We start from the raw sequence: 24040 nt of genomic DNA on the forward strand, positions 1-24040 counted from the left end.
TTGTTTACCTCGGATATCCTTTCACCGCTCGAGACGTTGCCATGCCTTCATTACCGTGGTCCGACATCGATACCGTTCTGCTGGACATGGACGGCACGTTGCTGGATCTGCACTTCGACAACCACTTCTGGCTCGAACACCTGCCCCAGCGTTACGCCGAACTGCACGGGGTCAGCCGGGCCATGGCCGAGATGGAATTGCAGCCGCTGTTCGAGCGCCATGCCGGCCAGTTGCAGTGGTATTGCCTGGACTTCTGGAGTGCCGAACTGAAACTGTCGGTGCGCGAACTGAAACAGGAAACCGCGCATCTGATCGCGTTGCGCCCGGATGCCGACACCTTCCTTGATGCGATCAAACGCGCCGGCAAGCGGGTGATCATGATCACCAATGCGCACCGCGACTCGCTGTCGCTGAAACTGGAGCGGATCGAACTGGCGCCGTACTTCGAACGGCTGATCAGCTCCCACGATTACGGTTATCCCAAGGAAAATCCGCAATTCTGGGATGCCTTGCAGGCGGATATCGGGTTCGATCCGGCGCGCAGCCTGTTCATCGACGACACCTTGCCGATTCTGCGCAGTGCACGGGATTTTGGCGTGGCGCATTTGCTCGCGGTGAAAGAGCCGGACAGCCGCAAGGGACCGAAAGACACCGCCGAGTTTGCTGCGGTCGAGGATTATCGGGATTTGATTGCAGGGCTGTGAAGCCGGGTTGCCCCAATCGCCAGCAGGCTGGCTCCCCACAGGAGAATGCGGTCACCTGTGGGAGCCAGCCTGCTGGCGATCAGATGGGGTTTACTTCGGAATACGAAGCTTCTGCCCCGGATAGATTTTGTTCACATCCTTGAGCATCGGCTTGTTGGCGTCGAAAATTTTCTGGTACTGATTGGCGTTGCCATAGACGCGCAGCGAAATCGCGCTGAGGGTGTCACCTGCTTTGACCTCGACAAACTCGGCGGCGACTACCACCGGCCCGGTCACGGTGATCTGGTCATCGACGCTGCCCACTCCTTGAATGTTGCCCACCGCCAGAAGAATTTTCTCTTTCTCTTCTTGACTGGCGACTTCACCGGTCACCGTCACCTTGTCGCCGTCCACGGTCGCCTGTACGTTGGGATTGCCCAGCCCGACCTTGTTGATGTGTTCCTTCAATTGCTCGCTGGCATTGGCATTACCGGGAGTCAGCAGATCCAACAGCTTTTCACCGGCTTCCTTCACAAAGCTCAAAAGACTCATAGCGCACACTCCTTGATTTGGGTTCCAGACGCCCAAGCCTAGACCACCCCGGCCAAACCCGGTTCCAGTCCGACCAATGACCCTGTGCGCACGCACGCGGTAGAATCGCCCACCCCGCCAACATTTCCCGGAGCGAAGATGGACATCAAGCAACTGAAATTCCTCATCGCCCTCGACGAAACCCGTCACTTCGGCCAGGCCGCTGCGCGCTGCCACATCACCCAGCCGACCTTGTCGATGCGTTTGCGCAGCCTCGAAGAAGAACTCGACCTGCCGCTGGTCAACCGTGGCCAACGCTTCGAAGGTTTCACCGCGCCGGGCGAACGCGTGCTGGCGTGGGCGCGCACGGTGCTGGCGGCTTATGACGGCTTGCAGGCAGAAGCGGCGGCCTGTCGCGGCAATCTGATCGGTACGTTGCGCCTGGGCGTGGTGCCGCTGTCGAGCTTCGACCCGCTGCCGCTGATGCAACGCCTGCACGCTGCGCACCCGGAGTTGCGCTTCGAATTGTCGTCGCTGAGTTCCGAGCAGGTCCTCGAACACCTGGCCAACAATCGCATCGACATCGGCGTGTCCTATCTGGAACGTCTGGACGGCGAGCGCTTTGATTCTCTGGCCTTCGACGAAACGCGCATGGGCCTGCTTTACGATCAGCGCTCCTTCACCTTTGGCGAAGAACCGCTGAGCTGGGAAGCGCTGATCGAACTGCCGCTGTGCATGCTCACCAGCGGCATGCATTTTCGCCAGTCCATCGACCACAACTTCCACAGCCGCGGCCTGACCCCACAACCCCTGCTGCAAACCGACGCCGTGCATCAATTGTTACAGGCCGTACACGGCGGCTTTTGCTGCGCAATCATGCCGCTGGATGGCGGTGCGGAAACCCTGGCTGATCACCTGCGCCTGCAACCGATCGAAAATGCCCGCACGCTGGCGCCGCTGGGCCTGATCATGCGCCGTGGCGCGCCGCGTTCAGCGCTGGCGGAAGCCTGTTTCGCGCTGTACCAGAAATCGCCCAAAGAGGCTTGATCGACGGCATCTATCGGTAGATCGGTAATAGCGATTAGACGCGACAACTTGCCGCGCCTAGTCTTGACCTAGATCAAACCGTCGGTGATGCCATGAACGCCAAGCGTCCAGCCTGCGCGGCGCCAGCCCTCGAAACGCCCGCGCCCGCCGCCAGCCAGACCTACAGCTACAGCGATTTGCCCCGTGAGGAATCGGCCAGCACTGCGCTGGCCGAAGAAGTCGCGTTGGCGATTGCCTACAACGGCATCAGCCAGGCGGTGATGCTGGTGACGCCAACGGATCTGGAAGACTTCATTGTCGGCTTCAGCCTCGGCAGCGGCATCATTGAAGACGCCAGCGATATCTACGACCTGCAACTGACCGGCTCGGGCTCAGCGCAATATGCGCAGGTGACCATCGCCAATCGCGCTTTCTGGAACCTCAAGCAACAGCGTCGGCAATTGGCCGGCACCAGCGGTTGCGGTTTGTGCGGTGTCGAAGCGGTGGAACAGGCGCTGCCCGATCTCAAGGTTTTGCCCGGTGCGCCGCTGCCGCCGATCGCCTGGCTCGACGGCCTGCGCCAGCGGATCGGCGCGTTTCAGCCGCTGGGCCAGCATTGCGGCGCGGTGCATGCCGCGGTGTTCATGAATGCCAGCGGCGAGTTGCTGCTCGGTCGCGAAGACATCGGCCGGCACAACGCCCTCGACAAGCTGATCGGCGGACTGATCCGCCAGAAGATTATGACCGAGGGCGGCCTGGCGATTGTCACCAGCCGTTGCAGTCTCGAACTGATCCAGAAGGTCCTGCGTGCCGGTATCCAGACCCTTGTCAGTCTGTCGGCACCGACCGGCCTTGCCGTGCAATGGGCACGGCGCCACAACCTCAATCTCATCCACCTGCCGCAGAAAAGTGCGCCGCGGGTGTACAGCCCCGCGATGGAGAATCAAGCGTGAGCCAACATCATCAAGCCGACCAGAAACCTGTCCCGCGCTACAAGCCTTACAAAGGTGCCGCCGGCGGCTGGGGCGCCCTGATCAGTGTGGCTCAGGCCTGGTTGACCAGCGACAACGCGCTGAAGAACCTGCGCATGATGCTCAAGACCAACCAGAACGGCGGCTTCGACTGCCCTGGCTGCGCCTGGGGTGATTCGCCGGAAAGCGGCATGGTCAAGTTCTGCGAAAACGGCGCCAAAGCGGTGAACTGGGAAGCAACCAAGCGCCGCGTCGATGCGAAGTTCTTCGCCAAGCACAGCGTCACTGCGTTGCTGGAGCAGAGCGACTACTGGCTGGAATATCAGGGCCGGCTGACAGAGCCGATGGTCTACGACGCTGAAACCGATCGCTACAAGCCGATCAGTTGGGAAGATGCGTTTGCCCTGATCGGCAAGCATTTGCGCAATCTGCCGAGCCCGGATCAGGCCGAGTTCTACACCTCCGGTCGTGCCAGTAACGAAGCGGCGTATCTGTATCAGTTGTTCGTACGCGCCTATGGCACCAACAATTTCCCTGACTGCTCGAACATGTGCCACGAGGCCAGCGGTGTGGCGCTGGCGCAAAGTGTCGGCGTCGGCAAGGGCACGGTGACGTTCGATGATTTCGAGCACGCCGATGCGATTTTTGTCTGGGGCCAGAACCCTGGCACCAACCATCCGCGGATGCTCGAGCCATTGCGTGAAGCGGTGAAGCGCGGCGCGCAGGTGGTGTGTATCAACCCGTTGAAAGAGCGCGGCCTGGAACGTTTCCAGCACCCGCAGCACCCGATCGAAATGCTTACCAACGGCGACAAACCGACCAACACCGCGTATTTCCGTCCGGCACTGGGCGGCGACATGGCGGTGCTGCGCGGCATGGCCAAGTTTCTGCTGCAATGGGAACGCGACGCACAGAAGGCCGGCGAGCCGGCGGTGTTCGATCACGACTTCCTCAATGCCCACAGCGCCAACGTGCTGGAATACCTCGGTGTGGTCGATGACACGTCGTGGGAGCAGATCGTCGAGCAGTCGGGCCTGACCTTGGTCGACATCGAACAAGCCGCGCGTATGTACGCCAAAGGCAAGAACGTGATCATGTGCTGGGCGATGGGCATCACCCAGCATCGCCATTCGGTGCCGACCATCCAGGAAATCGCCAACCTGATGCTGCTGCGCGGCAACATCGGCAAGCCGGGCGCCGGTCTCTGTCCAGTGCGTGGTCACAGTAACGTGCAGGGCGACCGCACCATGGGCATCAACGAACGTCCGCCGGTGGCGTTCCTCGATTCGCTGGAGCGGCGCTTCCAGTTCAAGGTGCCGCGCCACAATGGGCACAACGTGGTCGAGGCGATCCACGCGATGGCCGAGGGCCGCGCCAAGGTGTTCATCGGTCTGGGCGGCAACTTCGCCCAAGCCACGCCGGACAGCCCACGCACCTTCCAGGCGCTGCGCAACTGCGACCTGACCGTACAGATCAGCACCAAGCTCAACCGCAGCCACTTGGCTCACGGCAAAGACGCGCTGATCCTGCCGTGCCTGGGTCGTACCGACATCGATATTCAGAGCGAAGGCCCGCAAGCGGTCACCGTGGAAGACTCGTTCAGCATGGTTCACGCCTCCAACGGCCAGTTGCAGCCGCTGTCGAACCAGATGCGCTCGGAGCCGTCGATCATCGCCGGCATCGCCGCCGCGACGTTGGGCAGCAAACCGGTGGACTGGAACTGGCTGGTCGCCGATTACGCACGCATTCGCGAACTGATTGCCGACACCATCCCGAACTTCAAGGACTTCAACGAGAAGGTGAAAAAGCCGGGTGGTTTCTACCTCGGCAACAGCGCTGGCGCGCGCAAGTGGAACACGCCGTCGGGCCGGGCCAATTTCCGTCCGAACCTGCTGCCCGTGGATCTGGTGCACGAACGCACCCGCGCCACCGGGCAACTACCGGACCTGATCCTGCAATCGATGCGTTCCCACGATCAGTACAACACCACGATTTACGGTCTCGACGACCGTTATCGCGGCGTCAAAGGCCAGCGTGACGTTTTGTTCGTCAACGAGGCCGACATCATTCGCCTGGGTTTCCGTCCGGGGCAGAAGGCCGACATCGTGTCGCTGTGGGACGATGGCCGGGAGCGCCGGGTGAAAGGTTTTACATTATTGGCGTTCGATATTCCTGCCGGCCAAGCGGCGGCGTACTATCCGGAAGTCAATCCGCTGGTGCCGCTGGAAAGTACCGGTGATGGCAGCCACACGCCGACATCGAAATTCATTGCGATCCGGCTGGAAGCGGCGAGTGAGAGCGGGTTGATCATGGCCAAAACCGCTTAATCGGCGCTTGCATTGGCCCCTTCGCGAGCAGACTCGGTCCCACATGGGATTGCATTCCAAGTGGGACCGAGCCTGCTCGCGAAAGCAATGGAAGTGCCCACTTACCTGCTGGGCCGGACGCTTTTCCAACGCCCACAAAAAAGGCCGTTTTTACATAAAAACGGCCTGTCCGAAGTAGCTAAAGACCGGCGAAAAACGGTTAAGTTCCAGTGAAAAAACAGTAACTTGCAATATTGTATACAAGTCGTGTTATTCGTCGGATTTTGATTGTCACGCCCATTGCAGAGCCTCAGGATCGGCGCCGTCATCCCTTTGAGGCTCATCCTCTATGAAGTTCTCCTCGATTCTCTTGTTGTCCCTTGGCCTGGTCAGTGGCTTCGCTTCTGCCGGCGGCACCACCGAAGCAGGTGTGGGCGGCGCATTGGGCGGGGTTCTTGGCTCGGTCGTCGGTCAGTCTATAGGCGGCAATACAGGTTCCACCATTGGCGCAGCCTTGGGCGGCGCAGGTGGTAGCGCAGTCGGCGCAGACCGCCACAGCCGTGGCGAAGCCGCCATTGGCGGTGCGTTGGGCGCAGCCGGCGGTAACGTCGTAGGTCGCAGTCTGGGCGGCACCACCGGCAGCCTGATCGGCTCCGCGGCAGGTGGCGGTGCAGGTGGCGCACTGGGTAACTACATGGGCCGCGATGATGACGATGATCGTCATCGCGATCGCCGCTACGATGATCGCCGTTACTACCGCGATCGTGGTCACCCAGGCCGCGGCCATGCTTACGGCCACCGCAAGCACCACAAGCACTATCGCCACCGCTAAGGCGCAGGCTTGAACAAAAATCGCAGCCCGAGGGCTGCGATTTTTTTTGCCTGTTTCAGACGGCCAAACGTTCCAGCGCTGCGCGCAGCCCGGGCGGAATCGGCACCGGTTGATTGCTCGCCCGGTCCACGAAGACATGAACGAAGCGCCCGGCTGCGCAGGCCTCCACTTCTCCGACCTTGAACACGGCCAATTCGTATTGCACCGAACTGTTGCCCAGCTTGCCCACGCGCATGCCGATTTCGATCAGATCCGGGAAGGCGATCGAGGCGAAATAATCGCAGGCTGAGCTGACGACAAAACCGACTACTTCGCCGTCATGGATATCCAGCCCGCCGACCTGGATCAGATACGTGTTCACGGCGGTGTCGAAGAAGCTGTAATAAGTGACGTTATTGACGTGGCCGTAGGCGTCGTTGTCGTGCCAGCGTGTGGTGATGGGCTGGAAGTGTGGGTAGTCGGTGCGTTGGGGTGTCGGGTTGGACATTTGATCAGCGATTCCTGAAGGTCTTTTGGCGAGTCTAAGTCAAAACTGTGCGACGGCTTTCGCGAGCAGGCTCGCGCCCACCAGAGACCGCGATTCAAAATGTGGGAGCAAGCCTGCTCGCGAAGACGTCAGCAAAGCCGCACTATTTCAACGATCAGCAAACCCCTTCCCCTGCGCCGCCAGTTCGCCAATCAACCGCGCCGGTTTCCACTGATCACCCTGGCGCGTCTCCAGCGCCAGCAGACACTGATGGATATCCGCCAGCCCTTGCTGATCCGCCCAAGCCATAGGCCCGCCCTTGTCGGCCGGGAAGCCGTAGCCGTTCAGGTACACCAGATCGATGTCATGGGCCGACTCGGCAATGCCTTCCTGGAGAATTTTCGCGCCCTCGTTGACCAGCGCCAGCAGGCAGCGCTCGAGAATTTCCTCAGGACCGATCTCGCGGCGCTGGAAACCCAGCCCTTCACTGACCTGCAACACCAGTGCGTCAACCTCGGGGTCATGCTCCGCCTGCCGACTGCCGGGTTCGTAATGGTAATAACCGTTGCCGGATTTCTGCCCAAAGCGGCCCAGCTCGCACAGACGGTTGTCGACCTGCACCTCTGGCGCATCCTGGCCCTTGCCGGCCAGTTCGCGGGCACGCCACTCCAGGTCGATACCGACCACGTCGTACATGCGGAAGGGTCCCATAGCGAATCCGAAACCCTGCAGCGCTGCATCAACCTGATGCGGGTAGGCGCCTTCGAGCAGCATCTTGCGTGCTTCCAGCACGTACGGGTGCAACATGCGATTGCCGATGAAGCCATGGCAATTGCCCGATACCACGCTGACCTTGCCCATGCGCTTGCCCAGCGCCAGAGCTGCCTCAAGGGCCGCCGGTGAAGTCTGCGCACCGCGGATGATCTCCAACAGTTTCATGATGTGCGCCGGGCTAAAGAAATGCAGGCCCAGCACTTGCTCCGGACGGCGCGTGGCCGCGGCAATCGCATCGATATCCAGCGCCGAAGTATTGCTGGCCAGCAGTGCTTCAGGCTTGAGCAGGCCATCCAGTTCGCGAAAGATCTTTTGCTTGAGCTCAAGATTTTCGTACACCGCTTCGATCACCAGATCGACATTGCGAATCGCCGCATAGTCGGCGGCGGCACTGACCCGGGCAATACGCACGTCAGCCTCCGCCTGATCGATCCGTCCCTGGCGCACATTGTGCGCGTAGGTTTCGGCGACAGCGGCAAGCGCCTGTTCGAGCATCTGTGGGTTGTTATCCACCCATTGCACCGCAACGCCGGCGTTGACCAGGCACATGACAATGCCGCGGCCCATGGTCCCCGCACCGATCACCGCGGCTTGCTGAATATCGAAGGATGTCTGGCTCATGTTGTTCTCTTGTTGGCGATCCAAAGACTGGAATCACCATAGTCAGCCAATGAGGTTTTTTGAAGTTTATTACCGTGATGGTTGGTATTCAGCGGATGGATACAGGCGCGTTTTTTGTAGGAGCGAGCCTGCTCGCGAAGGGGCCAAAGGCTTGAAATCAAGGTGCCTGATCCTGCGTTTTCGCAGGTTCGCTTCCACAAAAGTCCCGGTCACCCAGTTAGATTGTCAGCAGCCCAACTGCGCACTTCGGCAAAGGGATATTCCTCCAGCGCCGCGAACCCGGAAATCGTCCGCGCCTTGAGTTTGGTGAACAGCGGCACGCTTATCCCGCACAAAAACCGCGTCAACCGCTCGGCCGTTGGCATCACACCGGTGTGCTGCTCGTGCTTGTGGATAAATTCGCCACACAGCTGCGCAAAGTTTTCATCCACAAGCGCTGGCAGCTCCGGCGCTGCTGGCAACCGTGCAACGTGGCCGTGACACACCGAACAATGCCCACACTGTTGCGGGGCATTGCGGTCGCCGAAATATTCGGCCAGGCGATAACCCAGGCAGCGTTCGCTGGCGAACATCGCAAGCATGGCGTGAATGCGGGTGATTTCAGCCTGCTCATGGCGGGCGAAATAGTCGTGTAGCTCGGTACTCAAATGTTCACTATCGAAATCACTGCGCAGCAAGCTGTACACCTCGGTCATCTGCTTGCTTTCCAGCTCGATCCAGCCTTTTTCCTGGAAGTAATCCAGCGCCTTCACCACCCGACTGCGCTCGGCAGAATACTGCGCGTACATTGCGTCGAAATTCACCGTGGCCCACGAACGTGCACGGGTTGAGGTCTGGATCAGTGCGGCAACGAAGTCCCGGCGTTCGCCGTCAAAACGCTCAAGCAGAACCTCCGGCTCCAGCTGGTATTTGAATCGGTATTCGGCGTAATAGGCATAGCGCGGCGCTATCAAGCCGCGCAGTTCCAACTGAACCAGCAAAGTCTTCAACGGCAACGAGCGGATATTGCTCTGGTCCGCCAGCGGGCCAAGCATGAACTCCCACTGCCCCTGCACTGCCGAGGCCTTGATTTCATCCAGCACGTAACGAATGCCTGCACGCTCCGGGGTGTCGCCGTAGACAAAGTTTTCCAGCACGTTGAGGCTGTCGCGATTGGCCAATACCAGGCAATCGGATGGCTGCCCGTCACGACCGGCGCGGCCGATTTCCTGACTGTAGTTTTCGATGGATTTGGGCAGGTCGAAATGCACCACGTTGCGAATGTCGCTCTTGTCGATGCCCATGCCGAACGCGATAGTCGCAACGATGCAATTGGACTGCCCGGCCATGAAGCGTTTCTGGATCGCTTCGCGTTGGTCGTGAGGCAGACCGGCGTGATACGCCTCGGCCTGAATGCCATTGCGTTCAAGGTGCTCGGCGATGTGTGCGGCGGTTTTCTGCAAGGTCACGTAGACGATGCTCGGCTGGCCCGCTCGCGCGCTCATCCACTCGACCAGACGCCGGCGCTTGTCCTCACCGCGCACCGGTTCGACCAGCAGATTGAGGTTGGGCCGGTAGAAGCCGGTGCTCACCACGTCCTCGGCGGCGATATTGAATTTGGCCTGCATGTCGGCGATCACGTTCGGCGTTGCCGTAGCGGTCAGCAGCAGGGCTTGCGGGATGTTGAACTGGTGCTGGTAGTCCGGCAGCTTGAGGTAGTCGGGACGGAAATTGTGCCCCCACTCGGAAATACAGTGCGCCTCGTCCACGACCAATAACGAGATGGGTACCTGCTGCAGAAAGTTGCGAAAGCGCTCGTTCTTCAAGCGCTCCACCGAGACCATCAGGATCTTCAATTCACCTGAGCGGGCGCGAGCCATCACCGCACCGGCGTCATCGCGATTCTGCGCCGAATCGATGCTGCCGGCCGAGATGCCATGGCGCTGCAGAAAAGCCAGTTGATCCTGCATGAGCGCCAGCAGCGGCGACACTACCAGCGTCAGGTGCGGCAACAACAGCGCCGGCAGTTGATAGCAAATCGACTTGCCGGAACCGGTGGGGAAAATGGCCGCGGCCGAGCGCCCGGCCAGTACCGCACTGATCGCGGCTTCTTGTCCGGGTCGAAACTGTGAGAAACCAAAAACCTGTTCCAGGGTGTTGTGCATTCGCTGTCACTCCGTTGACCGCTGCCATGCCAACAGCCTAGCGGGCGATTGCAGCGAGTCGAGAAAAGGTCGGGGTCAAATCGATTCGGGATGATACCGCGTGGAGGAATGCTCAACGCAAGCGCACGGGGAATGCGATTGAAAAGCGCCGTTTCCGTTCAAGCGAGTGTCAGACGCCTGGAAACTTCCTACTGAATCCGAGGTACACGTTATGAAGTTCCATCACGAATCGTCTGCCGCAAAAGTAGGAATAATCACTGGTCGATTCTTTGCCAAAACAAACCGCGAAAACCTGTAGGAAAGATCGCTCAATTGACGAAAAAGTCCCTACGAAAGCTGTCCACTGCGGCTGTCTTGTCTCACCGCAAAACGCCCTTCTATAGTGACCGGCGCGGCCTGACACACCACCAGCCCGCCCGAACGCCTCAGCACAGGACACGCTTGACCATGATCAACCGCTACCGCCCGCTCAAGACCCGCTACAGCGAAAACCCGGTCCTGCTCATCGACAGCCATGCCAGCCCGCGCGATCTTATCGACGCCGCCGATCAGCGCTTGCGCGCGGCCGGCGACCTGCTGGAAACACTCTATTGCCTATGTTTTAAACAGGCAGATGTGAAAGACATCCCCAATATCGTCAACGCGCTTTATTTACTGGTACAAGATGGCTGCGACTTGCTGGAAGTCGCCAAACAGAACTCACCACAAACGACTTATAACTGATCAGCACTACAAATACAGAAACAACAGAACGCTTTATTTATTCACACAACCACCACTAACTTGCTTGCTCTTACAACTAAACAAGGGCAACACCATGACAGTTTTAACGATTTTCTTTTGCGGCACCGGTTCCAACAAGTTTGATGTCACCCATGAAAACTTCTGGGACGGTGAACTGGTTTCGACACTGGCCGCGAACCATGCGGGCCGCGAGTTCGCCGAATGGATCGTCGTCGACGGGCCGGGCAGTGGCAACCTGCAAGCCGACGATCTGTTTACCAAAACCAAGGAGTACGGCCTCACCGGCACACTGTTCGGCAAAGGCTGGGATGAAAACGTGCAGCACGCCGTGAATATCATCAAGGGCAAATGCAGCTGGCGGCGCGAACAACTTACTGAACAAGAATACAACCGTCTGAAAGCCGCCGGCATTCCTATCGAAGATGTAAAAGTCGAAGGCTCGTGGCTCTGGCGTAAATATAACTACGGCGAGCGCAGCGTGACCCAGCAAACGTTACAAGAGCAAATCATCAAGACGTTCCGCAAGGACGGCGTAATCCCGACTCAAGTCAATCTGGTGGGCTGGAGCCGTGGCGGGATCAGCTGCCATATGTTGGCGAACGCGATGTTGAATGATCCACAACTGAACCATATTCCGGTGAATATCTTCGCTCTTGATCCGGTACCGGGCATTGGCAACTTCCAGGACCAGCGCGTCAGGCTCGGTGCCAACGTCAAAGAGTACGTCGCGTTCTATGCCCGCGATGAGCGCTCCAAAGGCTTCAGCTGTGTCATTCCACAGACCGCGGTCGGCACCAAAACCAGCATCTACCCAATGGCCGGCCGCCACGCGACCATGGCCGGTAACGCCACCGCCGCCGGTGGCGTACCGACCAGCAGCAGCGATCTGAAAACCTTCATCGAACCGGGCCGCGTCGTCCGCCACTTCGCCGAAACCTGCCTCAAACGCTGGGGCGTGCAACTGAACAAAACCCTGAACCTCAGCGAAGCCGACCTGCTGCGCCTTACCGGTGCCATTGCCAGCGCCGAAGCGCGATACAAACTGATGCACAAGGTTTCCTACACCTATTTCACCGAACTCGATCAAGGCGAACGTTATGTGTCGCTGGGCAGCAAAGGGGTGCCGTTCTCGGCGGTGAAGGGTTCGATCTACGCGCCGGCAACGGGGTTGACGACCAGCGTGCTGGAGTTGGCGGCGTATAAACATCTGCGTTGAAAAGTGAACAGCCGTTGATAGCAACGTCCGATGAGATCTTCATACCGGTCCTACGCAGGCAGACTCTTTGTCTTCTATCGGGGTTGGGGGATGCGAACTTATAGTCGTGGCTGTCGCTGTTCACTTAGCGGCTCAGGTTTGGTCACCTGAAAACAGAGATAACTGATGCATGCCCTTGTATGCTGCCAGCACATTCTGTCGGCACGCTTAATGGCGGCTGTGTTTGGGACGCTTCGGCGTACCGGGTTATCTCTGCCGGTTTGACCAACTTGAACACAGTCCGCCTCCACCGCTTGGTCACGGTAGCAGCGGTTTTCGTTGCCTTCAGAGATGTCAAAAAAATGAAAACATGGAATGAGTTTCTCACCGATCGCTACCACCCACTCGAATCCAGCCTCACCGACACCAAGCCCCTGCTCATCGACACCGCCGCCAACCCGCAAGACATCCTCGAATGTGCAGTCCAGCGTCTGCGCGCTTCCAGCGACCTGCTCCGCACCCTGTACTGCCTCAACTTCAAACAAGCCGACGTCGAAGACATCCCCCACATCACCCACGCGCTTTATCTGTTGACGCAGGACGGCTGTGACCTGCTGCAGGTCGCGCAGCAGCGGATGCTCAACTGGAAAGCACCGACCGGAGCTTGAGTGATTACACCGCTCTCAACTAACCGTCGAGAGAGGTAAACAAGGCAATTAACCATCGGAGTAATCATGAGCAAATTCTTTGACGAACTGATGGAAAGCGTGCGGGAAATGGACGAGATTTTACGCAGTGAGCGTCTCACTCCCAGTCCACCTTTTCACCGAAAACAGACGACAAAACCGCGTTGTCGTTTGAGCAAAAACAAGCCTGCTACGACAAGGTACGCCGCTCGAATTACCTGGCCAGCCTTCATATCGAGGGCTGCGACACCCACCGCACCGATGCCGACAAGCCGCTTCCTTCGCGTGAGTCAGCCCTCGAAAAGCATCGTGAAAACAAAGACTGATTAGAAATCACACTACCTATAAGTGGCATTATTCTAGCTGTATTGCGTGGATACAATTGGAATAATGCCATTTAGAAACTTGGACACTGCAGATCTACCCAATCGAGCATCCTTCCGCTTAAGTGCTATTATTCTGGCAGTTAAATTTAAAAAATGACGGAATACTGCCACATGGCAAAGAGAACAGCGCCGCTTTTGCCCTCCACTGCTCGACTTCTGGTCGACTTTGGCGAACGCCTGAAGCTGGCTCGCCTGCGCCGCAAATTGACGGCCAAGCAAGTCGCCGAACGATCTGGCATGTCACTGACAACCTTGCGCAATGTGGAGACGGGACGATCAGGAGTAACCATCGGCGCCTACCTTTCGGTCATGCAAGTGTTGGGATTGGAGAAGGATCTGAACAAACTCGCTGCAGCCGATGAGATGGGACGCCAGTTGCAGGATGCGCAGTTAATGCCTGCAACACGATCCGCAGTAAAAAAAAACCAGCGAGTACGAGCAGCCAGTGCGGTAAAAAAGGGCGCATCCGAATACCTCGGGACTTCAAACGTTACCGATGCCGCCACTACCACGAAAATTCCGGCTGACTTCCCACTCAACACACACTCACTCTCCAGCCTCTTGAACAAGAAGAAAAAGGCCGGCCCCCCAACAGGTGAAGAATGACGCTGATTGCTGTTTATGCAGATTGGGAGTCCTTGAAAGGCGCCAGACGCCTCGGATTTCTACATGCAAGAAAAACACGCAACACCAACGTGTTCGAATTTGAATACGACCCCAAGGCGCTGGCCGATCCCGAGTTGAATTTCATAACCCTGGACCCGCGCATCGGCCCCTTCGAAGGCCGCCAATTCCCCGGAGAACATCAGAGCCGCTTTGGCGTCTTTGCAGACTCGAGTCCTGATCGTTGGGGCCAAATGCTTATGAAGCGCCGTCTGGAGAGGGACATTCGCGACGGTTTGCTTCCCCGCAACAGCAAGTTGTTTGAATCCGATTACCTGCTTGGCGTGCACGACCTGTTCCGCGTCGGCGCCCTTCGCTACAAACTTAATGACGAAGGCAACTTCCTCGACGACCGCGACGGTGTTGCCGCCCCACCCTTTGTCGAGCTACGTGCCTTGGAACAGGCAAGTCTCGCCCTGGAAAACGATAGGGACAACACAGCCCTCGATGGCCGCGAATGGCTAAGAATGCTCATCGCACCAGGCGGCTCGCTGGGCGGCGCCAGGCCGAAAGCCAGCGTCGTCGACGAGTTCGGCCAACTGTGGATCGCCAAATTCCCAAGTACGAGAGATGACTACGATGTAGGTGGTTGGGAATTTGTAGTAAACGCTTTGGCAGTCAATTGTGGCCTACGTGTTGCCACCGGCATGGCCCGACGCTACGCAAGCGATCACCACTGCTTCCTGGTGAAGCGTTTCGACCGAACCGAACACCGTGGCCGACACCACTTCGCATCAGCCATGACCATGACGAACCGCGTGGACGGGGACGACGCCTCAACCGGCGCCAGCTATCTAGAGTTGGCGGAAGTCATCATGGAACACGGCTCGGAACCCAATGCAGACCTTCGCGAACTGTGGTCACGAATCGTCTTCAACATCCTGGTCTCCAACACTGACGACCACCTGCGAAACCACGGTTTTATTCTGGATCCTGGTCGGGGATGGCGATTGTCGGCAGCCTACGACATGAATCCGGTGGCACACGCGGATGGGTTGAAGCTGAACATCACAGATTCTGACAATGCGCTGGATTTGGAGCTGGCGAGGGAAGTAGCAGAGTATTTTCGCGTCAGTCGCAGCGATACAAAGGAAATCATTGAGAACTTTCAAGAAACGATCAAGCAATGGTCGGCCTTGGCAGACACGCTAGGGCTATCGAGACGCGAGCAAGAAAAAATGATCAGTGCATTTCATGATTAAGAAAGTTAAGCCCAATGAATCCCGAAACACCACCCACAAAAAAGCCGCCCCTAAAGGGCGGCTTTTTCATTCACAACAAACCAATCTTACAACTTCGGCCCTGCAGCCTTGATCGCGTCGCTCACTTCGAACTTCTTGAAGTTCTCGATGAACAGACCGGCCAGTGCTTTCGCAGCCTCGTCGTATGCGGCCTTGTCAGCCCAGGTGTTGCGTGGGTTGAGCAGGACGGTGTCGACGCCCGGGACGGCCAGTGGCACGTCGAGGTTGATGGTGTCGAGGTGTTCGGTGGCGGCACCGATCAGTGCGCCGCTCTGGATCGCTGCGATCACCGCGCGGGTGGTCGGGATGTTGAAGCGTTTGCCGACGCCGTAGCCGCCGCCGGTCCAGCCGGTGTTGACCAGATAGACCTTGGAGCCGAAGCCGCGGATGCGCTTGATCAGCAGCTCTGCGTATTCGCCGGCCGGGCGCGGGAAGAACGGTGCGCCGAAGCAGGTGGAGAAGGTCGACTTGATGCCGCTGCCCGAACCCATTTCAGTCGAGCCCACCAGTGCGGTGTAGCCGGACAGGAAGTGGTACGCCGCTTGTTCTTCGTTGAGGATCGACACTGGCGGCAGTACGCCGGTCAGGTCGCAGGTCAGGAAGATCACCGCGTTCGGCTCGCCACCGAGGTTCTTCTCGGAACGCTTGGCCACGTGCTCAAGCGGGTAGGCGGCACGGCTGTTCTGGGTCAGGCTGACATCGGCATAGTCGGCGTGCTTGGCGTCGTCGATGACGACGTTTTCCAGCACCGCGCCGTGCTTGATGGCTTTCCAGATGACCGGCTCGTTCTTCTCGGAGAGGTCGATGCACTTGGCATAGCAACCGCCTTCGATGTTGAACACCACGCCTTCGCCCCAGCCGTGTTCGTCGTCACCGATCAGGTAACGGCTTTCGTCGGCCGAGAGGGTGGTTTTACCGGTGCCCGACAGACCGAAGAACAGGGTCACGTCGCCTTCTTCGCCGATGTTGGCGGCGCAGTGCATTGGCAGCACGTCAGCGGCCGGCAGCAGGAAGTTCTGCACGGAGAACATCGCTTTCTTCATTTCACCGGCGTAACGCATGCCGGCGATCAGCACTTTCTTCTGCGCGAAGTTGATGATCACGCAACCATCGGAGTTGGTGCCGTCACGCTCAGGCACGCACTCGAAGTTGGCCACGTTGAGCACTTGCCACTCATCACGGCCAGCCGGATTGTACTGGGCCGGGTTGATGAACAGGCAACGACCGAACAGATTCTGCCAGGCAGTCTGGGTGGTCATTTTCACGGCCAGGTAGTGATCTTCCGCAGCGCCTACATGCACGTGGGAGACAAAGTGCTCTTGCGCATTGTTGAAGGCTTCTACGCGAGCCCACAGGGCATCGAACTTGTCGGCCGGGAACTTGCGATTGATCGGGCCCCAGGCGATTGCAGCCTGGGTGGAAGGCTCTTCAACGATGAAACGGTCGACTGGCGAACGGCCGGTGCGATGACCGGTGCGGACTACCAGAGCGCCGGTATCGGCAAGCTCGCCCTCACCGCGTTGCAGGGCTTCTTTTACCAGATCATCAACACTCAGATCGGTGTACACGGCGTTATTGGCTTGCGTCATGAGGTTCCCCGTCGGCCAGTGGCCGAGTGTGCTCCAAACGTTTTGTAGTAGAAAGTCGTGCACTACTACCGCGAAAAAAGTGGGCCGGATTATGCCAGAAAAGCCCAAAAAGAGTAGGGTCCTCCCGTCGTAACGGCGAAATTCCGTCGCTACGCAGTGAATTTACCTGCGCTGAACCGTTTTAGTGCCGGGTATCTGACGGCGTGTCGACACCCGCGCCAGCGAACAATTGAGCGATATCGGCCGAGTCGAACACGTACTGCTGATTGCAGAACTGGCAATCGATCTCGACCTTGCCGCCCTGTTCAGCCGCCAGCGCCAGCGCATCCTCCAGCCCAAGACTGACCAGCGCATTGCCGGAGCGTTCCCGCGAGCAGCTGCAGTTGAAGCGCAAATGCTGCACATCGAACAGGCGAACTTGCTCTTCGTGATAGAGGCGATGCAGCACGGTTTCGTTGTCCAGGCTGAGCAACTCATCGGCGCCCAGAGTGCTGGCCAGCGCGGTGAGGTGCTGCCAACTGGCGGCGCGATCTTCCTCGTCTTTCAAGCGATCAGCAGGCAATTGCTGCAGCAGCATGCCACGGGCACGACGGCCGTCGGCGAACAGTTTGAAGCGAGTGCCGACCTGTTGCGACATGACGAAATAGTTGGTGAAGCAATCCGACAGGGTTTCGCCGTCGAGATCAACGATGCCCTGATAACGCTGGCCAACGGTCGGGTCGACGGTCAGGGCCAGTACGCCGTTGGGCATCAGGTCTGCCAGGGTGGCGTCGGCGGCAATCTGCTCGGCGTCATAGCGCGCCAGGCCACGGATTTCGCGTTCGCTAGAGCATTCGATCATCAGCAGCGGAATCGGCCCTTCGGAGCGCGCCTGCAAAATCAGCAGACCGTCGAACTTCAAAGTGCCGACCATCAGCGATGCCGCCGCCATCAATTCGCCGAGCAACTGCGCCACCGGCTCCGGGTACGGGTGCTTGGCAAGAACCTCGGCGTAGCTGCGCTCAAGCGCGACCAGTTCGCCGCGAGTGTCGCTGTCGTCGAAGATGAAACGTTGGGTGAAATCGGTATCCGTTAGGTCGGTCATAGGTCCGGGTATCTGAAGGTGATGACAAAATGATTACAAAAAGTGAAAATTTGCGGTTCTTGGCACCCTTTTTGGTGCCGGCGTTTTGGCCATGGGAGGCATTTTATGAACAATCCGGGTTTGTTCCAATCAAGGTGGAACCTCGGCCGGCTGGTTCTGTGTAACGTAGTGCCATTGGCGCTACTGGCTTTCTGGTTATGGCCTACAGGCCAGATGCTGTGTGTGATTTTCGACGAGTGGCTGTTCCGCTCGCTCAACACACCGCTGGCCAGCAACCCGATATGGCTCCACATCTGGGCAATTGCAAGTCTGCGCCCGTTCGACATCGTTGTCGGTCTGATTTTGCTGACGCTGCTTATCAAGGGCGACTGGGTGTTCAAGGCGATCGACGTGCGCCGCGCATTTTTCGGTTTTTTCTCGATCCTGCTGCTGATGGTGGTGATCCGCGCGCTGTTTTCCAGATTCGCCGATCACATGGGCTGGCAGCACAACAGCCCATCGATGGTCCTCGAAGGCGCGGTGCATATCAGCGATTACTTCCCGCATCTGGAAAAGACCTGGGAGCTGAAGGACCGCTCCGGGCAGAGTTTTCCCGGTGATCACGCTTCGGTGCTGTTGATCTGGGCGTTGTTCATGGCGGTGTTCAGCCGCACGGTGGGCCAGTTTCTGACGGTCTGGGGCTTGGCGCTGTTGTTCATGTTGCCGCGCCTGGTGGCCGGTGCGCATTGGGGTCAGGACGATTACATCGGCGGCGTATTGCTGGCGGTGTGGGCGTTGGGTTGGGGTTATTACACGCCGTTCGCTTATCACGCGGCAAATTTCTGGCTGAAGGTGACTGCGCCGATTTTTGCGTTGCTCGGCAAGTTGCCGGTGGTTGCGCGGATGAGTGTGGTGCGTAGCGCGTGATTCCGCGTCGCCTTCAGCGAGTGCTGCGCACTCGAATCGCCAGCAGGCTGGCTCCCACAGTAAACCGAGTTGCTTGAGCATCATGCGGTCAATGTGGGAGCCAGCCTGCTGGCGATGAGGCCGGCACTGACAGCACAAACCTCGGGTTAATCGTTGTTGCTGCTGCCACGAAACTTGAACAGATCCCGCCGCTGTTTCTTGCTTGGCTTGCCGTCGGTGCTGACGCCCAGCGCCCCCGCTTTGCGCATCGCTGCTGCGGCTTCGCGCTTGGCAATACTCGCCTCGGTCTCGCTGTAAAGCGTCTGGGCTTCCGGCGCCCCGCGCCGCACAATCGATAACGCTTCAACCCTCACAGTGCGCTCTTCGAAACCGGTACGAATCTGGAATTCGTCGCCAATCCGCGGCTCTTTGCCAGGCTTGCAGCGTTCACCACGACAATGCACTTTGCCGCTTTCGATCGCGGCTTTCGCCAACGCACGGGTTTTATAGAAGCGCGCTGCCCACAGCCACTTGTCGAGACGGACCTTGTCGTCCTCTTCCTGTTTTTGCGCCATATGAATTACTCGTTCAGCCAGTAGTCGGAACTGTACTACCGTTTCTGTCGGGCGCAAGAACTCGGCCCTCCAGATAGACTGTGATCTAGGCCGGCTATGCGGCATGGAGTGTTCGAGTGACTACAATTTTCCCCTCTTCGTTGACCGCGCCCAAGAGCGGTTGCCAGGGCTGCCAGCAAAGCGAGCCGCTGGATTTCGATTTTGCCTTTGCCTATCAACCGATCGTCGACCTGCGCGACCAATCGGTGTTCGCCCATGAAGCGCTGGTGCGCGGCGTCGCCGGTGAAGGCGCGATGTCCGTGTTAGATCAGGTTACAGAAGCAAGCCGCTACCGCTTCGACCAGCTCTGCCGGACCCGCGCCATCGAAGGCGCGGCAGCGCTAAACATGCAGACATACTTGTCGATCAACTTCATGCCCAACGCCGTCTATCGTCCAGAGTTATGCATTCGCAGCACCCTGGAGGCGGCGAAAAAACACAATTTTCCGATCGACCGGCTGATTTTCGAAACCCTGGAAAGCGAGCACGTAGATAACTATCGCCATTTGACCAATATTCTGCGTGAATACCGCGAATTCGGCTTCAAGACCGCCATCGACGATTTCGGTGCCGGGTATTCGGGGCTCAATCTGCTGGCGGATTTCCAACCGGACCTGATCAAACTCGACATGGCGCTGATCCGTGATGTCGATCGCGACCGTGTTCGTCAGGCGATCGTTCGGGGGATTGTCACAATCTGTGCGGAGTTGAACGTTACAGTCATCGCCGAAGGTATCGAGAGCGCCGGTGAACGGGATTTCCTGGCGGACTGTGGAATATTTCTGATGCAGGGCTACTGGTTCGCCAGACCTGCATTCAAAGCGTTGGCCCAGGTCACACCTGACGCCTGGACGCGTTAATCGTTGGTTTCTTTCTTTGAAGACATTTGATCATTTGACCGTTGTCGGTCTGCGCGAGTGGGTGGCGCTCCCGGATCTGGGAGTCGCCGGCCTGCGGGCGAAAATCGACACCGGCGCCAACACCTCCAGCCTGCACGCCACCGACATCGAGCCGTTCGAACGTGACGGCGAGAAATGGGTGCGCTTCACCGCGCACCTCGGCACGGTGGTGCAGTTGCGTCATCGTCGCTGCGAAGCGCCGCTGGTGACGCGCAAGACCATCAAAAGCTCCAACGGCCATGCGCAGGTGCGCTACGTGATCAGCACCACCCTGGCCCTGGGCGATCGAGTGTGGCGGGTCGAGTTCACCCTCGCCTGCCGCAAGTCCATGCGCTATCGCCTGTTGCTCGGTTCCAAAGCCCTGATCGATGGCCACCTGGTGGTCAATCCGGGCATCAAATATGTACAAGACAAGCCGGTGTTCCCGGTATCTACCTTTTCCACAGGTGTTGCATGAAGATCGCTGTGCTGTCGCGTAATCCGCGTCTGTATTCCACCCGCCGTCTGGTCGAAGCCGGAACCGAGCGCGGGCATGAAATGGTGGTGATCGACACCTTGCGCGCCTATATGAACATCGCCAGCCACAAGCCGCAGATCCACTATCGCGGCAAACCGCTGGAAGGCTTCGATGCGGTGATTCCGCGGATCGGCGCGTCGGTGACTTTCTACGGCTGCGCGGTGTTGCGCCAGTTCGAAATGATGGGGGTATTCCCGCTCAACGAATCGGTGGCCATCGCCCGCTCGCGGGATAAACTGCGTTCGCTGCAACTGCTGTCGCGCCGCGGTATCGGTTTGCCGGTGACCGGTTTTGCGCACTCGCCGGATGATATTCCCGATCTGATCGACATGGTCAACGGCGCCCCGCTGGTGATCAAAGTGCTGGAAGGTACTCAGGGCATCGGTGTGGTGCTGTGTGAAACCGCGACCGCTGCCGAGTCGGTGATCGAGGCGTTCATGGGCCTGAAGCAGAACATCATGGTGCAGGAATACATCAAGGAAGCGGGCGGCGCGGACATCCGCTGTTTCGTGGTCGGCGACAAGGTGATTGCGGCAATGAAGCGCCAGGCCAAACCGGGTGAATTCCGTTCCAATCTGCACCGTGGCGGCAGCGCCAGCCTGATCAAGATCACCCCGGAAGAACGCATGACTGCATTGCGCGCGGCCAAGGTCATGGGCCTGGCGGTGGCGGGCGTGGATATCCTGCGCTCCAACCATGGGCCGCTGGTGATGGAGGTGAATTCGTCGCCGGGTCTGGAAGGGATCGAGACCACCACCGGCAAGAACGTGGCGGGGATCATTATCGAGCATCTTGAGAAGAATGGCGGGCCGAATATGACCCGGACCAAGGGTAAGGGCTGAAGCCAGCTTCAAGCGGCAAGCGGCAAGCTGCAAGCTGCAAGCAAAGTCGCTCTTGCTTGCCGCTTGCAGCTTGAAACTTGCAGCTGCTTCTATACCGCATCCCGAGGCAACATCAATCCCAACGGCAATCTCACCCGCGCCTCCAGTCCACCCCCGGACCGATTGCGCAGTTCGACATTGCCGCCATGCATCGAAGCAATCCGTTTGACGATCGCCAGGCCCAACCCGGTGCCCTTGCCGCCCCGTGCACGGTCGCCACGGGTGAACGGATTGAAGATCGCCTCCAGCTCCGACGGATCGATCCCCGCGCCGCGGTCCATCACGCTCAGCACCACGTACGGCGCGCTGACGTCTCCGGACACATAAGCCGCCACTTCGACGTGACCGCCGGCATGGTTCAAGGCGTTGCCGATCAGGTTGTTGAGCAGGCGTTTCATCGATACCCGACGCAGCGGAAACGGCTGGATCGGCTCCAGGCGCAAGCGCACCTTCTCCTCGTTCTGGTTGTACGGCGCCGCAACTTCACGCACCAGATCGCTGAGATCGACCTCTTCCACCGACTCGTCGCGTCCGTCGCGAATGAACGCGAGGAACTGGTCGAGAATTGCGTCCATGTCTTCGATATCGCGGACCATGTCATCGGTCAGATCGTTGCGGTCGCCCATCAATTCCAGCGACAGCCGCAGGCGGGTCAACGGTGTGCGCAAGTCATGAGACACGCCGGCCAGCATCAGTTCACGCTCGCGTCCGGCCTGTTCGACGTCTTCGGCCATCTGGTTGAAGGCGCGATAAACCTCGGTCATTTCACTCGGTGTGTCGCTGATCGGCAGGCGCACGCTGCGGCCCTGACCGAGTTGGCGCGCGGCATAGACCAGACGTTTCAAAGGCTGATTGAGCTGGCTGACGAAAATCCATGCCGAGGCCGTCGACAGGAGGCCGATGGCGAGGAACCAGCCGAGCACGTTCCAGATTTTCTGACCGCGCAGAGGGTGCGGGTACAACGGCACCTTCAGCCAGCCATCGCCCAGGCTTGGCGCGCGCACCCACAACGCTGGCGGCGAATGCATGCGCAAGCGCACCTCGGTATCGGCGCCCAGTTCCGCCTGCATCTGCCGCTGGTAGATTTCGCTGTACGGCCAATGCTGTTCGCCTTCCGGCACACCGGCGCCGACCACGCGGATCAGGGTCGCGGCATCAGCGATTTTCGCGCGGTTTTCTTCATCGGCGGCCCAATAGGCACGCAGCGTCAGGGCGACGCCGTGGCTGTATTGGCGATCCACCAGTACGTCCTCGTTCATCAACAGATAAACCAGGGTCAGCGCCTTGGAAAACAGCACGACGATGAGCACCAGCCAGAGGGTGCGGGAGAAAAAGCTTTGGGGGAACCAGACGGGGGTTTTCATCTTTAACCGCTACACACTTGCAGGAGCGAGCAATGCTCGCATATTGCGGATTGCGAGTCTGCGGACGTGACCTCTCGACCCGCCCTGCAGACCCGCTCCTACAAATCACCGATCACTTGCTGGCGGTGCCATCCGGTACGAACACGTAACCAACGCCCCAGACGGTCTGGATATAGCGCGGTTTGGACGGATCAGGTTCGATCATCCGGCGCAGACGGGAGATCTGCACATCGATGGAACGCTCGAGGGCATCCCATTCGCGGCCACGGGCCAGGTTCATCAGCTTGTCGCGGGTCAGCGGCTGACGGGCGTTCATCACCAGCGCCTTGAGCACTGCGAATTCACCGGTGGTGAGCATGTGCACTTCGTCACCGCGCTTGAGTTCGCGGGTCGCCAGCGACAACACGTAATCACCAAAGGTGACGTTTTCGTCTTCGCTGCCCGGCGCGCCCGGTACAGGGGCAGCCTGGCGACGCAGCACGGCTTTGACCCGGGCCATCAGCTCGTCCGGGTTGAACGGCTTGGCCAAGTAGTCGTCGGCGCCCAGTTCCAGGCCTTTGATGCGGCTCAGCTCGTCGCCTTTGGCGGTGAGCATGATGATCGGGATCTGATTGTTTGCGCCACGCAGACGGCGGCAGGCGGTCAGGCCATCTTCGCCCGGCAGCATCAGGTCGAGCACGACCAGATTGAACACTTCACGCGACAGCAGACGATCCATCTGCTCGGTGTTCGGTACGGTCCGGGCACGGTAGCCCTTGCTGACGAAAAAACGTTCCAGCAGGCTGCTCAGCCCCGGATCGTCGTCAACGATGAGAATTTTTTCGCCTTCAGCAGTTTGTGCAGTGCTGCTCATTGGATGCTCCTTTTAGCTCGGCGCGCATTATGGCGTAGCTGCCGTTATACGCACCGTGTGCATTGTTAGCAGATTTTTCCTTCAC

General features: G+C 58.9%; 24 protein-coding genes. 15 read left to right on the plus strand and 9 right to left on the minus strand.

Going from position 1 to position 24040, the window contains the following annotated elements; all coding sequences use genetic code 11:
* The first annotated feature begins 41 nt into the window (after nt 1–41).
* Nucleotides 42–704, plus strand: a complete 663-nt coding sequence (gene yrfG / locus ACYYKW_RS05020) for a GMP/IMP nucleotidase (protein ID WP_186619411.1) — start codon at nt 42–44, stop codon at nt 702–704.
* A gap of 90 nt (nt 705–794) precedes the next feature.
* Here yrfG and lysM read toward each other — a convergent pair whose 3' ends face one another.
* Nucleotides 795–1235, minus strand: coding sequence for a peptidoglycan-binding protein LysM (lysM, locus tag ACYYKW_RS05025; RefSeq protein WP_093106148.1), 441 nt, complete (start codon nt 1233–1235; stop codon nt 795–797).
* Between the two features lie 138 nt (nt 1236–1373).
* On the opposite strand from lysM, the gene ACYYKW_RS05030 reads away from it, so the two are divergent.
* From ACYYKW_RS05030 to ACYYKW_RS05045, 4 genes are all read left to right on the plus strand, one after another.
* Nucleotides 1374–2261, plus strand: coding sequence for a LysR family transcriptional regulator (locus tag ACYYKW_RS05030; protein WP_093106153.1), 888 nt, complete (start codon nt 1374–1376; stop codon nt 2259–2261).
* A gap of 92 nt (nt 2262–2353) precedes the next feature.
* Nucleotides 2354–3193 (plus strand): formate dehydrogenase accessory sulfurtransferase FdhD, encoded by an 840-nt coding sequence (fdhD, locus tag ACYYKW_RS05035; protein WP_464989558.1) that lies wholly within the window; start codon nt 2354–2356, stop codon nt 3191–3193.
* Nucleotides 3190–5538, plus strand: a complete 2349-nt coding sequence (locus ACYYKW_RS05040; RefSeq protein ID WP_464989559.1) for an FdhF/YdeP family oxidoreductase — start codon at nt 3190–3192, stop codon at nt 5536–5538. The genes fdhD and ACYYKW_RS05040 overlap by 4 nt, the downstream gene beginning before the upstream one ends.
* A gap of 328 nt (nt 5539–5866) precedes the next feature.
* Nucleotides 5867–6349: a glycine zipper domain-containing protein gene (locus ACYYKW_RS05045; RefSeq protein WP_090288320.1), complete on the plus strand. Its 483-nt coding sequence runs from the start codon at nt 5867–5869 to the stop codon at nt 6347–6349.
* Between the two features lie 55 nt (nt 6350–6404).
* Here ACYYKW_RS05045 and ACYYKW_RS05050 read toward each other — a convergent pair whose 3' ends face one another.
* The 3 genes from ACYYKW_RS05050 to ACYYKW_RS05060 all read right to left on the minus strand — a co-directional run bounded on the left by ACYYKW_RS05050 (nt 6405) and on the right by ACYYKW_RS05060 (nt 10354).
* A complete protein-coding gene (locus tag ACYYKW_RS05050) occupies nt 6405–6836 on the minus strand; it encodes an acyl-CoA thioesterase (protein WP_093106166.1) in 432 nt (143 codons plus the stop codon).
* Nucleotides 6837–6983: 147 nt separating this feature from the next.
* Nucleotides 6984–8210: a 3-hydroxyacyl-CoA dehydrogenase gene (locus ACYYKW_RS05055; protein ID WP_464989560.1), complete on the minus strand. Its 1227-nt coding sequence runs from the start codon at nt 8208–8210 to the stop codon at nt 6984–6986.
* Between the two features lie 209 nt (nt 8211–8419).
* Nucleotides 8420–10354 (minus strand): RecQ family ATP-dependent DNA helicase, encoded by a 1935-nt coding sequence (locus ACYYKW_RS05060; protein ID WP_464989561.1) that lies wholly within the window; start codon nt 10352–10354, stop codon nt 8420–8422.
* 447 nt (nt 10355–10801) lie between these two features.
* On the opposite strand from ACYYKW_RS05060, the gene ACYYKW_RS05065 reads away from it, so the two are divergent.
* The 6 genes from ACYYKW_RS05065 (at nt 10802) to ACYYKW_RS05090 (ending at nt 15230) form a co-directional block, all read left to right on the plus strand.
* Nucleotides 10802–11077, plus strand: coding sequence for a hypothetical protein (locus tag ACYYKW_RS05065; RefSeq protein ID WP_090288313.1), 276 nt, complete (start codon nt 10802–10804; stop codon nt 11075–11077).
* Nucleotides 11078–11171: 94 nt separating this feature from the next.
* A complete protein-coding gene (locus ACYYKW_RS05070; protein WP_464989562.1) occupies nt 11172–12314 on the plus strand; it encodes a hypothetical protein in 1143 nt (380 codons plus the stop codon).
* A 341-nt stretch (nt 12315–12655) separates the two neighbouring features.
* Entirely contained in the window at nt 12656–12961 is a 306-nt protein-coding gene (locus tag ACYYKW_RS05075; RefSeq protein ID WP_093106187.1) for a hypothetical protein, read from the plus strand.
* Nucleotides 12962–13143: 182 nt separating this feature from the next.
* Nucleotides 13144–13305: a YhfG family protein gene (locus tag ACYYKW_RS05080; protein WP_093107015.1), complete on the plus strand. Its 162-nt coding sequence runs from the start codon at nt 13144–13146 to the stop codon at nt 13303–13305.
* A gap of 171 nt (nt 13306–13476) precedes the next feature.
* Entirely contained in the window at nt 13477–13971 is a 495-nt protein-coding gene (locus ACYYKW_RS05085; RefSeq protein ID WP_464989563.1) for a helix-turn-helix domain-containing protein, read from the plus strand.
* Nucleotides 13968–15230: a type II toxin-antitoxin system HipA family toxin gene (locus ACYYKW_RS05090; protein ID WP_464989564.1), complete on the plus strand. Its 1263-nt coding sequence runs from the start codon at nt 13968–13970 to the stop codon at nt 15228–15230. Before ACYYKW_RS05085 ends, ACYYKW_RS05090 begins: the two co-directional genes overlap by 4 nt.
* 86 nt (nt 15231–15316) lie before the next feature.
* Here the strand turns inward: ACYYKW_RS05090 and ACYYKW_RS05095 are convergent, their stop codons facing one another.
* Nucleotides 15317–16858, minus strand: coding sequence for a phosphoenolpyruvate carboxykinase (locus tag ACYYKW_RS05095; RefSeq protein ID WP_090288305.1), 1542 nt, complete (start codon nt 16856–16858; stop codon nt 15317–15319).
* Nucleotides 16859–17039: 181 nt separating this feature from the next.
* Nucleotides 17040–17942 (minus strand): Hsp33 family molecular chaperone HslO, encoded by a 903-nt coding sequence (gene hslO / locus ACYYKW_RS05100; protein WP_090288303.1) that lies wholly within the window; start codon nt 17940–17942, stop codon nt 17040–17042.
* Between the two features lie 105 nt (nt 17943–18047).
* Here hslO and ACYYKW_RS05105 point away from each other — a divergent pair, with 105 nt between their 5' ends.
* Nucleotides 18048–18848 (plus strand): phosphatase PAP2 family protein, encoded by an 801-nt coding sequence (locus tag ACYYKW_RS05105; protein ID WP_464989565.1) that lies wholly within the window; start codon nt 18048–18050, stop codon nt 18846–18848.
* 146 nt (nt 18849–18994) lie between these two features.
* Here ACYYKW_RS05105 and ACYYKW_RS05110 read toward each other — a convergent pair whose 3' ends face one another.
* Nucleotides 18995–19402, minus strand: a complete 408-nt coding sequence (locus ACYYKW_RS05110) for an RNA-binding S4 domain-containing protein (RefSeq protein WP_090288299.1) — start codon at nt 19400–19402, stop codon at nt 18995–18997.
* A 116-nt stretch (nt 19403–19518) separates the two neighbouring features.
* Between ACYYKW_RS05110 and rimA the strand changes: the two genes are divergently transcribed.
* From rimA to rimK, 3 genes are read left to right on the plus strand one after another with little or no spacing between them, the layout of a single operon-like run.
* On the plus strand, nt 19519–20301 hold the full coding sequence (rimA, locus tag ACYYKW_RS05115) for a S6 modification regulatory phosphodiesterase RimA (RefSeq protein ID WP_464989566.1): 783 nt from the start codon (nt 19519–19521) through the stop codon (nt 20299–20301).
* 16 nt (nt 20302–20317) lie between these two features.
* Nucleotides 20318–20797 (plus strand): retropepsin-like aspartic endopeptidase RimB, encoded by a 480-nt coding sequence (gene rimB, locus ACYYKW_RS05120; protein WP_464989567.1) that lies wholly within the window; start codon nt 20318–20320, stop codon nt 20795–20797.
* The gene (rimK, locus tag ACYYKW_RS05125) at nt 20794–21699 is read left to right on the plus strand and encodes a 30S ribosomal protein S6--L-glutamate ligase (RefSeq protein WP_007949201.1); all 906 of its coding nucleotides are present in this window, start codon (nt 20794–20796) and stop codon (nt 21697–21699) included. The genes rimB and rimK overlap by 4 nt, the downstream gene beginning before the upstream one ends.
* An 89-nt stretch (nt 21700–21788) precedes the next feature.
* On the opposite strand, the gene ACYYKW_RS05130 is transcribed toward rimK, so the two are convergent.
* Together ACYYKW_RS05130 and ompR are read right to left on the minus strand one after the other, a co-directional pair.
* Nucleotides 21789–23102, minus strand: coding sequence for an ATP-binding protein (locus tag ACYYKW_RS05130; RefSeq protein ID WP_090288293.1), 1314 nt, complete (start codon nt 23100–23102; stop codon nt 21789–21791).
* A 112-nt stretch (nt 23103–23214) separates the two neighbouring features.
* Nucleotides 23215–23955 carry an osmolarity response regulator transcription factor OmpR gene (ompR, locus tag ACYYKW_RS05135; RefSeq protein ID WP_090288291.1) on the minus strand — a complete coding sequence of 247 codons (741 nt, stop codon included), beginning with the start codon at nt 23953–23955 and terminating at the stop codon, nt 23215–23217.
* Nucleotides 23956–24040 lie beyond the last annotated feature (85 nt).

It is taken from the genome of Pseudomonas sp. 15C, assembly GCF_055484735.1.

What these genes read in the sequence shown, in the direction of transcription:
- yrfG (WP_186619411.1), top strand. Translation starts at nt 42, where the DNA reads ATGCCTTCATTACCGTGGTCCGACATCGATACCGTTCTGCTGGACATG.
- lysM (WP_093106148.1), bottom strand. Translation starts at nt 1,235, where the DNA reads ATGAGTCTTTTGAGCTTTGTGAAGGAAGCCGGTGAAAAGCTGTTGGAT.
- ACYYKW_RS05030 (WP_093106153.1), top strand. Translation starts at nt 1,374, where the DNA reads ATGGACATCAAGCAACTGAAATTCCTCATCGCCCTCGACGAAACCCGT.
- fdhD (WP_464989558.1), top strand. Translation starts at nt 2,354, where the DNA reads ATGAACGCCAAGCGTCCAGCCTGCGCGGCGCCAGCCCTCGAAACGCCC.
- ACYYKW_RS05045 (WP_090288320.1), top strand. Translation starts at nt 5,867, where the DNA reads ATGAAGTTCTCCTCGATTCTCTTGTTGTCCCTTGGCCTGGTCAGTGGC.
- ACYYKW_RS05050 (WP_093106166.1), bottom strand. Translation starts at nt 6,836, where the DNA reads ATGTCCAACCCGACACCCCAACGCACCGACTACCCACACTTCCAGCCC.
- ACYYKW_RS05055 (WP_464989560.1), bottom strand. Translation starts at nt 8,210, where the DNA reads ATGAGCCAGACATCCTTCGATATTCAGCAAGCCGCGGTGATCGGTGCG.
- ACYYKW_RS05060 (WP_464989561.1), bottom strand. Translation starts at nt 10,354, where the DNA reads ATGCACAACACCCTGGAACAGGTTTTTGGTTTCTCACAGTTTCGACCC.
- ACYYKW_RS05065 (WP_090288313.1), top strand. Translation starts at nt 10,802, where the DNA reads ATGATCAACCGCTACCGCCCGCTCAAGACCCGCTACAGCGAAAACCCG.
- ACYYKW_RS05070 (WP_464989562.1), top strand. Translation starts at nt 11,172, where the DNA reads ATGACAGTTTTAACGATTTTCTTTTGCGGCACCGGTTCCAACAAGTTT.
- ACYYKW_RS05075 (WP_093106187.1), top strand. Translation starts at nt 12,656, where the DNA reads ATGAAAACATGGAATGAGTTTCTCACCGATCGCTACCACCCACTCGAA.
- ACYYKW_RS05085 (WP_464989563.1), top strand. Translation starts at nt 13,477, where the DNA reads ATGGCAAAGAGAACAGCGCCGCTTTTGCCCTCCACTGCTCGACTTCTG.
- ACYYKW_RS05090 (WP_464989564.1), top strand. Translation starts at nt 13,968, where the DNA reads ATGACGCTGATTGCTGTTTATGCAGATTGGGAGTCCTTGAAAGGCGCC.
- ACYYKW_RS05095 (WP_090288305.1), bottom strand. Translation starts at nt 16,858, where the DNA reads ATGACGCAAGCCAATAACGCCGTGTACACCGATCTGAGTGTTGATGAT.
- hslO (WP_090288303.1), bottom strand. Translation starts at nt 17,942, where the DNA reads ATGACCGACCTAACGGATACCGATTTCACCCAACGTTTCATCTTCGAC.
- ACYYKW_RS05105 (WP_464989565.1), top strand. Translation starts at nt 18,048, where the DNA reads ATGAACAATCCGGGTTTGTTCCAATCAAGGTGGAACCTCGGCCGGCTG.
- ACYYKW_RS05110 (WP_090288299.1), bottom strand. Translation starts at nt 19,402, where the DNA reads ATGGCGCAAAAACAGGAAGAGGACGACAAGGTCCGTCTCGACAAGTGG.
- rimK (WP_007949201.1), top strand. Translation starts at nt 20,794, where the DNA reads ATGAAGATCGCTGTGCTGTCGCGTAATCCGCGTCTGTATTCCACCCGC.
- ACYYKW_RS05130 (WP_090288293.1), bottom strand. Translation starts at nt 23,102, where the DNA reads ATGAAAACCCCCGTCTGGTTCCCCCAAAGCTTTTTCTCCCGCACCCTC.
- ompR (WP_090288291.1), bottom strand. Translation starts at nt 23,955, where the DNA reads ATGAGCAGCACTGCACAAACTGCTGAAGGCGAAAAAATTCTCATCGTT.